Annotated in this window: 11 protein-coding genes; 9 read left to right on the top strand and 2 right to left on the bottom strand. The window is 40.7% G+C overall.

Annotated features, from left to right (window positions below):
- Nucleotides 1-13 precede the first annotated feature (13 nt).
- From BO15_RS0107885 to cysK, 5 genes are all read left to right on the top strand, one after another.
- Nucleotides 14-673, top strand: coding sequence for an amino acid ABC transporter permease (locus tag BO15_RS0107885; RefSeq protein WP_033153835.1), 660 nt, complete (start codon nucleotides 14-16; stop codon nucleotides 671-673).
- The gene (locus BO15_RS0107890; RefSeq protein WP_033153836.1) at nucleotides 654-1,328 is read left to right on the top strand and encodes an amino acid ABC transporter permease; all 675 of its coding nucleotides are present in this window, start codon (nucleotides 654-656) and stop codon (nucleotides 1,326-1,328) included. The genes BO15_RS0107885 and BO15_RS0107890 overlap by 20 nt, the downstream gene beginning before the upstream one ends.
- A complete protein-coding gene (locus BO15_RS0107895; protein ID WP_033153837.1) occupies nucleotides 1,328-2,083 on the top strand; it encodes an amino acid ABC transporter ATP-binding protein in 756 nt (251 codons plus the stop codon). Before BO15_RS0107890 ends, BO15_RS0107895 begins: the two co-directional genes overlap by 1 nt.
- A gap of 379 nt (nucleotides 2,084-2,462) precedes the next feature.
- Complete coding sequence (locus tag BO15_RS0107900; protein WP_052169844.1) at nucleotides 2,463-3,797, top strand: O-acetylhomoserine aminocarboxypropyltransferase/cysteine synthase family protein; 1,335 nt, start codon at nucleotides 2,463-2,465, stop codon at nucleotides 3,795-3,797.
- A 27-nt stretch (nucleotides 3,798-3,824) separates the two neighbouring features.
- Complete coding sequence (gene cysK / locus BO15_RS0107905) at nucleotides 3,825-4,757, top strand: cysteine synthase A (RefSeq protein ID WP_033153838.1); 933 nt, start codon at nucleotides 3,825-3,827, stop codon at nucleotides 4,755-4,757.
- Nucleotides 4,758-4,901: 144 nt separating this feature from the next.
- On the opposite strand, the gene BO15_RS0107910 is transcribed toward cysK, so the two are convergent.
- Nucleotides 4,902-5,630, bottom strand: coding sequence for an N-acetylmuramoyl-L-alanine amidase family protein (locus tag BO15_RS0107910; protein WP_052169845.1), 729 nt, complete (start codon nucleotides 5,628-5,630; stop codon nucleotides 4,902-4,904).
- Between the two features lie 95 nt (nucleotides 5,631-5,725).
- A complete protein-coding gene (locus BO15_RS13225; RefSeq protein ID WP_052169846.1) occupies nucleotides 5,726-6,874 on the bottom strand; it encodes a D-alanyl-D-alanine carboxypeptidase family protein in 1,149 nt (382 codons plus the stop codon).
- Nucleotides 6,875-7,054: 180 nt separating this feature from the next.
- Between BO15_RS13225 and BO15_RS0107920 the strand changes: the two genes are divergently transcribed.
- The 4 genes from BO15_RS0107920 to BO15_RS0107935 all read left to right on the top strand — a co-directional run bounded on the left by BO15_RS0107920 (nucleotide 7,055) and on the right by BO15_RS0107935 (nucleotide 13,184).
- On the top strand, nucleotides 7,055-7,597 hold the full coding sequence (locus BO15_RS0107920; protein ID WP_033153839.1) for a glutathione peroxidase: 543 nt from the start codon (nucleotides 7,055-7,057) through the stop codon (nucleotides 7,595-7,597).
- 170 nt (nucleotides 7,598-7,767) lie between these two features.
- A complete protein-coding gene (locus BO15_RS0107925) occupies nucleotides 7,768-9,744 on the top strand; it encodes an amylo-alpha-1,6-glucosidase (RefSeq protein ID WP_033153840.1) in 1,977 nt (658 codons plus the stop codon).
- 15 nt (nucleotides 9,745-9,759) lie between these two features.
- Complete coding sequence (locus BO15_RS0107930; protein WP_033153841.1) at nucleotides 9,760-11,496, top strand: ABC transporter ATP-binding protein/permease; 1,737 nt, start codon at nucleotides 9,760-9,762, stop codon at nucleotides 11,494-11,496.
- Nucleotides 11,496-13,184, top strand: coding sequence for an amino acid ABC transporter ATP-binding/permease protein (locus BO15_RS0107935; RefSeq protein ID WP_033153842.1), 1,689 nt, complete (start codon nucleotides 11,496-11,498; stop codon nucleotides 13,182-13,184). The genes BO15_RS0107930 and BO15_RS0107935 overlap by 1 nt, the downstream gene beginning before the upstream one ends.
- Nucleotides 13,185-13,204 lie beyond the last annotated feature (20 nt).

Here is a 13,204-nt window from a genome sequence, read left to right on the forward strand (position 1 = left end):
TATTTATTTAGTAATGGATATAAATATTCTTAGAGAATATATTCCACTATATAAAGAAGCACTTTTACTTACAATGAAGATAGGATGGCAGGGCATATTTATGAGTCTAATCATTGGACTTGTGGGCTCTGCTATCCTGCATTTTAAAGTTCCAGTGCTTAAAACGATTATTGGGATATATATTGAAATTTTTAGAAACACACCACTTTTGGTTCAATTGTTTTTTATCTACTTTGCGTTGCCAAAGGTGGGTATCAAAATAACTGCGGAAACATGCGGTGTTCTAGGATTAGGACTTCTAGGCGGAGCCTATATGATTGAAACCTTTAGAAGTGGTCTGGAAGCAATTCCTGTAATACAAAAAGAAAGCGCACTCAGCCTTGGTATGAATGAGTATCAGACCTTGTGGCTTGTAATTATGCCTCAAGCAATTTCTATCAGCGTGCCAGGACTTTTGGCCAACGTGATATTCCTATTGAAGGAAACATCTGTCTTTTCAACAATTAGTCTCATGGACCTGATGTTTACTGCAAAGGATTTAATAGGAATGTACGCAAAGACAATTGAGTGTCTGTTCCTTTTGGTTGTATTCTACCTGATTATGCTCCTTCCAGTATCAATCATAGGAGCGATTGTGGAAAGGAGGTTGCGCTATGGCCAGTTTGGGGATTGATGTTCTGTTCAAAGGAACAAACTTCATGAGATTGCTTCAGGGCTTGTGGGTTTCAATTGAAATCAGCCTTATATCCGTTGCAATTAGCATTTTACTAGGACTTGTTGTCGGTGTATTGATGACAGTCGATAATAAGATTTTAAAAGCCGTGTTGAAGCTATATTTAGAGACAGTAAGAATCATGCCACAGATGGTGCTTCTTTTCATTGTTTATTTCGGAACTACCAGAGTTTTTGGTTGGGACTTATCAGCAGAAGCTTCAGCAATTTTTGTATTCACCTTCTGGGGCACAGCAGAGATGGGAGATTTGGTAAGAGGTTCTATAAAGAGTATTCCTCGTATCCAATTTGAATCTGCATATGCTCTTGGTATGGATAAGCTTCAGACCTATTTATACATAATACTGCCACAGACAATAAGACGTTTGATTCCACTATCAATCAACCTTATTACCAGAATGATTAAGACAACATCACTGGTAATGATGATTGGTATTGTGGAAGTTTTGAAGGTAGGACAGCAGATTATCGAGGCAAACAGAAACACTTCACCAAATGCTGCATTCGGTGTGTTTGGTGTGGTAATGCTTCTGTATTTCCTGGTTTGCTGGCCAATTAGTAGACTTAGTATTTATTTGGAGAAAAGGTGGGCGTAATGAGCGAATTATTAAAGGTTACACATTTACATAAGGAATTTGGAAACAATGTTGTTTTGAAAGATATCAACCTTTCTGTAAAAAGAGGAGAGGTTGTAGTAATCATCGGACCATCAGGCTGTGGTAAAAGTACATTTCTTAGATGCTTGAATGGTTTGGAGGAAATTCAGGGAGGCATCATTACCGTTGATGGACTTCCAGTGGAGGCTGATAAAAGAGATATCACAAAGCTTCGCCAGAAGATTGGAATGGTGTTCCAGTCTTATGAATTGTTCCCTCACAAGACAGTAATTGAAAATATCATACTGGCACCTACAAAGGTTCAGAAGAGAAACAAGGAAGAGGTTACAAAGGAGGCGATAGAGCTTTTAGATAAGGTTGGTCTTTCAGATAAAAAGGACTATTATCCAAGGCAGCTTTCAGGTGGACAGAAGCAGCGTGTGGCTATTGTAAGAGCACTTGTGATGCATCCAGAGATTATACTTTTTGATGAGGTTACAGCGGCTCTTGATCCAGAAATGGTTCATGAGGTACTTGAAACTATGATTAAGCTGGCTAAAAGTGGCCGCACTATGCTTATAGTAACTCACGAAATGAGTTTTGCAGAGGCTGTTGCAGATAGAATCCTATTCTTCGACAATGGCGAGATAGTAGAAGAGACAGAGGACGTAAAAGGATTCTTTAAGGAACCTGTTACAGAACGAGCTCAAAAGTTCCTTAGAACCTTTGAGTATGATAGTGCCTTGTATATATAAACAAGCACAGTTGTCCTAGTGGTGATTAGAAAAACGTAACAAGCATTTGTAGTTGCAAAAAATAGGCACAAAACCGTACTTATATTTTTTTTTCTAATTCAACTGTTGATATTTCAAACATTTTGCGACACATAGGGCAACGAAGTTTTACCATATCCATAAAAAAACACCTACCTTTGCTTTTATATAAGAATATAGTAGCAACAAAATGTGAAAATAAAATATTAAAAGTGTGACTTTGGCTGGTTATAAATTCGATTTATAGCCAGCTATAGTTTTTGCTTATTGTAAAACCTATTGACTAGGTAGGTAATTAAATGTATTATCATTTCAACACAAAAACATATCAAACAGATAGGCAAAAAAAGGAGGAAGAATTATGAGCAATTATAGATTTGAAACATTAGCACTTCATGTGGGCCAGGAAAACCCGGATCCAGCATCTGATGCAAGAGCAGTACCTATTTACCAGACTACTAGCTACGTATTCAGAGATTCACAGCATGCAGCAGATAGATTTGGTCTTGCTGATGCAGGTAACATTTATGGTCGTCTTACAAATTCTACTCAGGGTGTTTTAGAGGAGAGAGTTGCAGCACTTGAAGGTGGAAGCGCAGCACTTGCAGTTGCATCTGGTGCAGCAGCTATTACATACACAATCCAAGCACTTGCTGCAAACGGCGGACACATCGTAGCACAGAAGACTATCTACGGCGGAAGCTACAATCTTCTTGCTCATACTCTTACACAGTATGGAATCACAGCAACATTCGTAGATGCCCACAACTTGGATGAGGTTAAAAACGCAATTCAGGATAACACAAGAGCAATCTACTTAGAGACTCTTGGAAATCCTAACAGCGATATTCCAGATATCGATGCAATTGCAAAGATTGCACACGAGGCAGGACTTCCACTTGTTGTTGACAACACATTTGGAGCAGCTTATTGGGTAAGACCAATTGAGCACGGCGCAGACATCGTTGTTCATTCAGCAACAAAATTCTTCGGTGGACACGGAACAACACTTGGTGGTGTTATCGTAGAAGCTGGCAAGTATGATTGGAAGGCAAGCGGAAAGTACCCTAACATCGCAGAAGCAAATCCTAGCTATCATGGTGTATCATTTGCTGAGGTTGCCGGTCCTGCAGCATTTGTAACATACATCAGAGCTATTCTTCTTAGAGACACAGGGGCAACAATCTCACCATTTAATGCATTCCTCCTTTTGCAGGGAATTGAGACATTGCCTCTACGTCTCGACAGACATGCAGAAAATACAAAGAAGGTTGTTGAGTTCTTGAAGAATCATCCAAAGGTAGCTCATGTAAATCATCCATCACTTGAGGATCATCCAGACCATGAGCTTTACAAGAAATACTTCCCAAAGGATGGCGGAAGCATTTTCACATTCGAAATCAAGGGTGGCAAGAAAGAAGCTTACAAGTTTATTGATAGCCTTGAAATCTTCTCAATCCTTGCAAATGTAGCAGATGTAAAGAGCCTGGTTATTCACCCAGCGACAACAACTCATTCTCAGCTTACAGAGGAAGAGCTTTTAGATCAGGGAATTACACAGTCTACAATCAGACTTTCAATTGGTACAGAGCACATTGATGACATCATTGAGGATTTACAGAAGGGCTTTGATGCAATTGATGCAGAGAAGATTGAAGAAGTTTTTAATGCAGAAAAAAACGCAAATGCGGTATAATATAAAAAAACTAGGAGGAGACTTGAAATGTCTAAGATTTATAAGGGAGCTATTGAGTTAATTGGAAAGACTCCACTTGTTGAGGTGGTTAATATTGAAAAGGAGCTTGGCCTTGAGGCTACAGTTCTTGTAAAGCTTGAGTATTTCAATCCAGCTGGATCAGTAAAGGATAGAGTAGCAAAGGCTATGATCGAGGATGCAGAGGAGAGAGGTCTCCTCAAGGAAGGTTCAGTAATCATCGAGCCAACTTCAGGAAACACAGGTATCGGTCTTGCAGCAATCGCAGCATCAAAGGGATACCGTGCAATTCTTACAATGCCAGAGACAATGTCAGTTGAGCGTAGAAACATCCTTAAGGCATATGGCGCTGAAATCGTTCTTACAGAAGGCTCAAAGGGTATGAAGGGGGCTATCGCAAAGGCTGAGGAGCTTGCAGCAGAAATCGAGGGAAGCTTTATCCCTGGACAGTTTGTAAATCCAGCAAACGCAACAGCTCACAGAACAACTACAGGTCCAGAAATCTGGGAAGACACAGATGGAAATGTTGATATCTTCATCGCTGGTGTAGGTACTGGTGGAACAGTCACAGGTGTAGGTGAGTACCTTAAGTCACAGAAGCCAGAGGTTAAGATTGTTGCACTTGAGCCAAAGGATTCACCTGTTCTTTCAGAGGGACGTGCAGGTGCACATAAGATTCAGGGTATCGGCGCAGGATTTGTTCCAGATGTATTAAATACAGAGATTTACGATGAGATTTTCGTAGCAGATAGTGCAGATGCATTTGCAGCAGCAAAGCTTCTTGCAAAGAAGGAAGGAATCTCAGTTGGTATTTCTTCAGGAGCAGCTCTCCACGGAGCAATCGAGCTCGCAAAGAAGCCAGAAAACAAAGGCAAGACAATTGTAGCTTTACTTCCTGATTCTGGTGATAGATACTACTCAACACCACTATTTACAGAATAAACCGTGTGGGCGAGGTAGCCGACACGTATAAACTAAAATGAGCCAGCCTGTAGGCATCAAGCTCTACTATTTCTCAAGCGAGACGTGTTGTCGAGCGGAGAAATCAGTAGGCTTGTAGCCGTAACATGCTGGCTCTCGTTATGTTCATTTCTGTGTGAAGTAGCTATCTACGCCATTGGCGATGCCTTGGGCAAGCTTCAATTGGTATTCGTCATCCACAAGCTTAGCTTCCTCGTCGGCGTCTGTGAGGTTACCAACTTCTACGATGGCGGTAGGAGATGCACACCAGTTGATGATAGGCATATCATCGTCTTCGGTGACGCCTGCGTTATCACAATCAGCTTCCTGGACAACAGAGCCTAGGATTGCATCTGATAATAGTCTAGCATCATTATAATTTCCATAGTTGTATGGATTATCTTCTGACTGACATACAACAGAAACTCCATTGTTTTCCCCAGTCTGAATTACTATAAATGCATCGGCATTTGCAGTGTTTGCAATCATTGCACGGTCGCCACTGCTAAGATTTACATCGTTTTCATTTCTGGTAAGGAGTACGGTGTAGCCCTGCTTGCTAAGAAGAGAAGATGTCTTCAAGGCAATCTGCAGATTCAGCTCATATTCGTGAATTCCTGTTTCGGCCCCATCCACACCAGCTGTGGCACGTGCAGTTGTTTTGAAAGCTCCAGGCCCAATTGGTTCCTTTCGATTGTTGGCATTCATCTGACAGCCAGGATCAATCACAATTACTTTCTGGGTAGATGACTCTTTAACAGGTTGTTTTGCATCTACAGTGATAGAAGGACAAACCATTGCAACTAGGAGCATTACTACAACATATTTTCGTAAGAGCTTTCTAATTGGTTTCATTTGTAAATCACACTCCCTTCCAAAAATCTCTCTATAATGATTATCGGACACTGATGTGAAAAAACTATGTAAATTCTGTATAATTTAAGGCTTTTTTACCAGTAATTTGCGAATCCAAGTTCAATTAAACGATTAGTTTCATAATAACGTGATGATTTTACGGTTCCATCGTACATTGCACGGTTCTTTCCACCGAGTACAACAGTGATAATTGTCTTGCCTTCTCTTGAAGCAACAGTCACAAGACACTGGCCAGCTCTGCCTGCTGTTCCTGTTTTGCCACCTACCACGTATGGGTTGTAGTAAGCAGAACCTGGAATTACAAGAGCATCAGTGTTTACAAGTGCTCTAGGAGTGGCGCACATGTTTGTGGCTGGAAGCACAGCGCTTGCCATACCATAATACTGCTTGAATAGTGGATGAGCGTATGCGTTGGCTGTAATCAAATAAAGTGAGTAAGCGTTTGTGTACATATTTTTATCTGGATAGCCAGATGGATTAGTAAAGTTTGTATTTACACAGCCAAGCTGAGTGGCTCTAGCATTCATAAGTGCTACAAAGTTTGATACTGAACCAGCAACTGCCTCTGCAAGAATATTGCAGGCCTGACAATCAGAGCTAACCATCATTGCTGTAAGAAGCTGATCTACTGTAAGGATTTCTCCTGCTTGAAGTCTTGGCTCCACATGGCTTGCGTCTGATGGAAGAGAAGCAACTGCAGTTGAAGAAGTCAAAACAGGTGTAGCTAAAGTAAGCTGTCCAGCTTCGATTGCTTCTATTACAAGAAGAGCAGTCATAATCTTTGTGGTGCTGGCTGGCTCAAGCTTGTCATTTGCTCCCTGGCTATAAATAATTTTGCCTGAAGCTGCATTAGCAACAAGGGCTGCATTTACATCATAAGAAGTAAAGCGAACAGCAGTAGTATTTGCTGCAGCAGAAAGAGCCTGCTGAGAAATATAGTAAATTCCGCCATCAAGGCTAACCTGCCAAAAGCCATTTGATGTCTGGCCTGTAACCTGCACAGGTGTATTAACTGCGAGAGTTTTTACGAAAGTGGTGGTATCTGCATCAGCAAATACTTCAGTACCATTGCAGGACAAAAGCACTGCAGAAATAGGTGTAACAGAATAATTAGCGGCCTCAGCCTGAAGTGATGCCACTGGCACTGTAAAACTAATAGTCAATGCCAAGGCTAGAGACAAGGCAGTTTTAGTAAATATCTTTTTAATATTCTTTAGGTTCAAATTAATATTTCCTCCATATATAAATGTTATTTTTATTTTATCAGAACAAGGAAAAAAATAAAATTTGAAAAAAAGTGTTGACAAATAAAATTTAATTGCGTACAATTCAATCATAATCAATTGCACACAATTAAATTAAAAAGAAATATGAACATGTTTTTTTGTTAAGGAGGAAAAGTAATGGGATTTTATGATCTTACAGTTGAAAAAACAAATGGCGAGCAGCAGGCTATGAGCGATTATCAGGGAAAGGTTGTCATGATTGTCAACACAGCTACAGGATGCGGCTTCACACCACAGTACAAGGACATCGAAAGCATCTATGAGCAGTACCACGCTAAGGGCTTCGAAATCGTAGACGTTCCTTGCAACCAGTTTGCAGGTCAGACACCTGGCAACGACGAGGAAATTCACGAGTTCTGCCAGCTTCACTACAACACACAGTTCCCTCAGATGAAGAAGGCTGATGTAAATGGTGAGACAGCTATCGAGCTTTTCAAGTATCTTAAGTCTCAGAAGGGCTTTGAAGGATTTGGTAGAGGTGCAAAGGCACTTGCTATGAGCGCAATGCTCAAGAAGATTGACAAGGATTACAAGAACAATCCTGAAATCAAATGGAACTTTACAAAGTTCATCGTTGACCGTCAGGGTAATGTAGTTGCCCGTTTCGAGCCAACAGCTGACATGAAAGAAGTCGAGAAGTGTGTAGCTTCTTTGATTTAGTCTAATATATTCGTATTATTTCTCCCTTTTTGTAAGGACTAGGCACGCCCATGCCTGGTCCTTTTATTTTTGTCAATTACAATAGTTTTTTGCAAATTTAATGAAGAAATGGGGGGATTTTTGTGTATAATGTAGATGTAAACTTTTGCGTGTACGATGGAGAATAATAAATGAATTTTGAATTTGTTTTAGATAAGCTTAATAATTATAAGAATAATTTAAATAGAGAATGGCTTTTGACAAATGGCCTTGGTGGATATGGAAGCAGTAGCATTATCGGTGCACACTCGAGAATTCATCAGGGCTATTTGATTGCTAGCTTGCAGGCACCGGTGGATAGAGTGCTTGTGTTTTCAAAGACAAATGAGCGTCTTGTGTGTGGTAGCAGGATTTATGATTTGACTACAGCTCAGCATAAGGGCCCTTATACTAGCGAGTTTAATCAGGGTAATATGCACTTGAGCCAGTTTAAGTATGATGGCAATGTTACCTTTATTTATGAGGCGGGTGGTATGCGCCTCACAAAGACAATTACTTTGGTTCATGAAAAGAATCAGTGTACTATCGCATATACGTTGGAGAATAATGGTCCAGCAGCAGGTGTAGTTATCACACCTCTTATGAATTATAGAAAGCACTCAGCTCATATGACTATCGATGATTTGAGATTTGAGTTGCCAGAGGAAGTTTTCCAGGAGATTCGTAACGAGAATAATGGCAATGTTGGCTTTTACTATAGCCCAGTTAGCAATTCAGATGTGAGAATTTCTCTTATTTCTGCAGGCTGTGAGATGGTAAAGCGTAACAATGTTTACGATGAAAACATGGAGCTTCAGCATGAATTGGATGATGGCAAGGATGGTTTGGATTGCCATATTAAGCCATACGATTTTGTTATGGAAGTTGCTGCAGGTGGAGTTTCGAAGGCTTCATTTGTTTGTTCAGTAGATGTGAAATCCAGCACTGGTCGTAAGAAGGTGAACTGGCCGGATTTTGAAGAAATTGATAGAGACACTGCTTTTGTAGAGGCAGAAAAAGAGAAGAATAGAGTCCAGGCGCTTATTGAAACTGCTGGATTTGATGAGGACGACGAGCTAGCTCAGGTTCTTACTGTGGCTGCAAATCAGTTCATCGTAAAGAGAAAGTCTTCTAATAAAAAGAGTATTATTGCAGGCTATCCATGGCTCACAGACCGTGGTAGAGATGCTATGGTGGCGTTCACAGGCATTTGCCTTGAGACAGGTCAATTTGATGATGCCAAATCCATTCTTCTTACATTTGCAAAATATATCAAAAATGGTTTGCTTCCAAATGAATTCCCAGAGGAGGGAGGCACACCTTCAAACAATACAGCGGATGCGTCACTTTGGTATTTCTATGCAGTATATAATTATCTGAAATACGTTGATAACGATGAGGCATGGAAGTTTGTTGAGGATGAAATATATCCTTATCTTCAGGAAATCATGGGAGCATACAGAAAGGGCACATCATACTCAATCAAGATGGATGATGATGCTTTGATGCAGGTAGGCAAGTGCAAGCCTGTTGATATTAATGCTCTTTGGTACAACGCTCTTATGACAATGGAGGAAATCTCACGAGGCATTGCTAGAAGAACTCACAACAAGCCAGAAAACTATTTGGCATACGCAGGTGGTTGCAGTCAGCTTGCTATCTGGGTTAAGGAAGCATTCAACACAGATTTCTGGTATGAAGAGGGCGGATACCTTTACAACTCAATCAGTGAGGAAGAAAAGGATACAGCTCTTTGTCCTGATCAGCTTTTTGCTATTAGCCTTCCATTTACAATGCTTGATCCAGAAAAGGAAAAGTCTGTAGTAAAGGTCGTAAAAGACAATCTTTATGTTGGCGTTGGTCTTAAATCTTTGGAGGAAGGCACAGCCTGGGGCTTCATGCTTGGTGCGTTTATTGAGGCATATCTTAAGGTTGGCGGACATAGCGCACAGGCTATCGAAGAAGCAAAGGCTATGTTTGAGCCAGTAGAAAAGCATCTTGTAACAGAATGTATTGGCAATTACTCAGAAAACTTTAACAGTGAAAAGCCATATCAGCCAAAGGGATGTTTTGCGCAGGCTTGGTCTGTAGGCGAAATACTTAGAGCATATGCACTCCTTAAAAAATAGTTTTGAGGGAAGAATATGATTAAAACAAGATTACTAAAAATGATGAAGCAAGGCACACGCCACGTGTTCATGTCTATTCTATGGCAGTGGCTTGGTCTTGTTGCTCAGATAATTATAGTAGGTTGCTTTGCCAGAATAATTGGCGGCACATACGCCGGCAAATTAGACACAAAGCATCTGGTGATTTATCTTGCAGTTGCCTTGTTTTGCGTTTTTTCTAGATTAGTTTTTGATAGACTCTATACTGAAGCTTCTTTTGAAGCCAGTGTAGATGTTAAAAAAATGATGCGTGAGGAAATCTACAGCAAGCTACTTCGCCTTGGAAGCAGCTATCGTAGCAAGGTATCCTCTGCGCAGATTACCCAGATGATGGGAGAGGGCGTTGAGCAGCTGGAGATATACTTTGGAAAGTATATCAGCCAATTCGTATATGCGTTACTTGCTCCCCTCACATTATTTGGAATTCTATTTCAATACAATTTGAGAGCGGCAGTTGTTCTACTTGTCGCAGTTCCACTTATTCCAATTGTTATCATGATAGTTATGAAGGTTGCCAGAAAGCTTTTGGACAAATACTTCAAAGTATACTATGGCCTGGGAGATACATTTCTTGAAAAGCTTCATGGACTTACCACTCTGAAGATTTATGAGTCTGACGGACAGGCTGCGGAGGAGATGGATGTAGAATCAGAGCGCTTTAGAAAAATCACTATGAAGGTGCTTTCTATGCAGCTCAACAGCACCATCGTCATGGATATTGTTGCCTACGCTGGAGCGGCAGTGGGAATCATCACCACAATCAAAGAGTTCCTAGATGGAAATATGACTCTCGTTAGCGCTATTATGTTTTTGCTTTTGTCGGCAGAGTTTTTCCTTCCAATGAGACTTCTTGGCTCATACTTCCATATTGGTATGAATGGAATGAAGGCGGCAGACAAGATATTCGAGTTCTTAGATTTACCAGAGCCTGAGGCAGGGAAGTATTTAATATCAGAGGGACCTTACGATATTCGATTTACTGGCGTGTCTTTCGCGTACGACAAAGAGGAGACATTAAAAGATATCTCAATGGATATTAAAGCAGGGCAGCTCGTTTCAATTGTAGGTGTGTCTGGCTCGGGCAAATCCACAATCGCCAGTCTTCTTAGACAGCAAAATAGAAACTACAAGGGCTCAATCACTGTTGCAGGCAAAGAGCTTAAAAATATTTCAGAAGCATCACTTATGTCTGCAATGACAGCGGTTTCATTGAATAGCTATATTTTCCATGGAACAGTTCGAGAGAATCTTCACCTGGGCAAGCCAAAAGCAAATGATACAAAGCTTGTAAATATTTTAAAGCTTCTGAATTTATGGGATGAGCTTGCACCTTTAGGGGGATTGGAGTTTGAGCTTGCAGAGGGTGGAGCTAATATTTCTGGTGGTCAAAAGCAACGCCTATGTATAGCAAGAGCCTTGCTTAAAAACTCGCCAATCTATATTTTTGATGAGTCTACCAGCAATATAGATATGGAATCAGAAGAAATCATAATGAGTATCATCCGCAAGCTTTCGAAAGAGCTTGGAAAGACGGTTATCCTTATATCACATCGACTTGCAAATGTGGTGAAGTCGGACCAGATATTTATGCTTGATAGTGGAAGTATTGTAGAAGCCGGAACCCATAGCCAGCTGATTAAAAAGAATGGAGCTTACGCTACTCTTTACAAGAAGCAGCATGCTTTGGAAAACTATGCAGGAGGTGCCATGTAATGAAGAAAGAAACATCTGGATTAAAAATCATGGCACGCTTAATAGGCCTGGTAAAACCGCTGATATTTATTATGATTCTTGGTATTTTGCTGGGAAGTCTGGGACATTTGTGTGCCATTTTCGTTACGGTGCTTGGTGCAGAAGGAATAGTAATGGTAGTCAACAGTATATCTAACCCTGTTCTGGTTCGTACCTTGCCTAAGTTTTTCCAGCTGATTGTGGCTGTGGCAATACTTAGAGGTCTGCTTCATTATGGAGAGCAGTATTGCAATCACTACATTGCATTTAGAATCCTTGCTATCATCAGACACAAGGTTTTCGAGAAGCTTCGTGTGCTTTGCCCAGCCAAATTGGAAACAAAGGAAAAGGGTAATCTGATCACAATGATTACAACAGATATAGAGCTTTTAGAGGTGTTTTTTGCTCACACAATTTCACCTATCGCAATTGCGATAATAGTGTCCCTGTTTATGTTGGGATTTTTGTGGATGCAGTATCCTGTGGCAGGCATTATTGCGGCAATCGCATATCTTACTGTAGGTGGTATGATTCCTGTTTCTAACGAGATAAGCTCTGCTGAGGCGGGTCTTAAGTTTAGAAATAAATTTGGCAAGATGAACAGCTTTATCTTGGGAGCTTTATATGGTATCGATGATACGATTCAGTTCAGAAATGGCCATAAGCAATTAAATAGATTAAATGCAAAGTCAGATAATCTGGCGGAAATCAAATCGGATTTGGTGGACTATGAAAAGAATCAGAAGCTACTTACAAATCTGTCTATCCAGGCATTTTCATTAATCATTTTGGTAGTAATGGTGGTTGCCTACAACAAGGGCCGCGTTTCCTTCGAGCAGGTGATGGTGGCTGTTGTTGGCATGATGAGTTCCTTTGGACCAGTTGTAGCCCTTGCATCATTATCCAATAATCTCAATCAGACCCTCGCCAGTGGTGAGAGAGTGCTTGCACTTTTGGATGAAAATCCAATTGTAGAGGAAGAGACAGATGGCGTGGATTTGGAAATGGTGGCCAATTCAAGGGGAAATATTGCTACAGTAAACAATGTTTCATTTGCCTATGAGGATGTTGAGGTTATCAAGAACAGAACAATCGATATTCCTAAGGGCAAAATTCTTGGAATTCACGGACCAAGCGGCTGTGGCAAATCCACATTGCTAAGGCTTTTAATGGGATTTTGGAAGCCAGACAAGGGGCAGATTTACTATTACGACAAGACTGAAGGCCCTACTGAAATCGGTGATGTAAATACAGCATCCCTTAGAAAAAATCAATCCTTTGTCACACAGGAAACCTGGATTAGTCAGGATACCATTGCAAAAAATATTGCAGTGGCAAAGCCGGATGCGACCATCGAAGAAATTATGGATGCGGCAAAGAAGGCCAGCATACATGAGTTTATAATGAGTCTCCCAGAAGGCTACGACACAAAGGTGGGAGAGCTTGGTTCTACACTTTCGGGAGGAGAGAAGCAAAGAATCGGCATAGCCCGCGCATTCCTTCATGGAGGAAATATGCTTCTTTTGGATGAGCCTACCAGCTCACTTGATTCTTTAAATGAAGGAATCATCCTTAAATCTCTAAAGGAAGAGGCTAAGGACAAAACAGTAGTGTTAATTTCTCACAGAAAATCCACTATGGGAGTGGCCGATTCAGTAATAGATTTTTAAAAAATGTGTGTTAAACTATG

The sequence above is a fragment of the Pseudobutyrivibrio ruminis HUN009 genome, assembly GCF_000703005.1.
In the GTDB taxonomy this organism is placed as follows: Bacteria; Bacillota; Clostridia; order Lachnospirales; family Lachnospiraceae; genus Pseudobutyrivibrio; species Pseudobutyrivibrio ruminis_A.

What these genes read in the sequence shown, in the direction of transcription:
- BO15_RS0107895 (WP_033153837.1), top strand. Translation starts at nt 1,328, where the DNA reads ATGAGCGAATTATTAAAGGTTACACATTTACATAAGGAATTTGGAAAC.
- BO15_RS0107885 (WP_033153835.1), top strand. Translation starts at nt 14, where the DNA reads ATGGATATAAATATTCTTAGAGAATATATTCCACTATATAAAGAAGCA.
- cysK (WP_033153838.1), top strand. Translation starts at nt 3,825, where the DNA reads ATGTCTAAGATTTATAAGGGAGCTATTGAGTTAATTGGAAAGACTCCA.
- BO15_RS0107900 (WP_052169844.1), top strand. Translation starts at nt 2,463, where the DNA reads ATGAGCAATTATAGATTTGAAACATTAGCACTTCATGTGGGCCAGGAA.
- BO15_RS0107920 (WP_033153839.1), top strand. Translation starts at nt 7,055, where the DNA reads ATGGGATTTTATGATCTTACAGTTGAAAAAACAAATGGCGAGCAGCAG.
- BO15_RS0107925 (WP_033153840.1), top strand. Translation starts at nt 7,768, where the DNA reads ATGAATTTTGAATTTGTTTTAGATAAGCTTAATAATTATAAGAATAAT.
- BO15_RS0107935 (WP_033153842.1), top strand. Translation starts at nt 11,496, where the DNA reads ATGAAGAAAGAAACATCTGGATTAAAAATCATGGCACGCTTAATAGGC.
- BO15_RS0107930 (WP_033153841.1), top strand. Translation starts at nt 9,760, where the DNA reads ATGATTAAAACAAGATTACTAAAAATGATGAAGCAAGGCACACGCCAC.
- BO15_RS0107890 (WP_033153836.1), top strand. Translation starts at nt 654, where the DNA reads ATGGCCAGTTTGGGGATTGATGTTCTGTTCAAAGGAACAAACTTCATG.
- BO15_RS0107910 (WP_052169845.1), bottom strand. Translation starts at nt 5,630, where the DNA reads ATGAAACCAATTAGAAAGCTCTTACGAAAATATGTTGTAGTAATGCTC.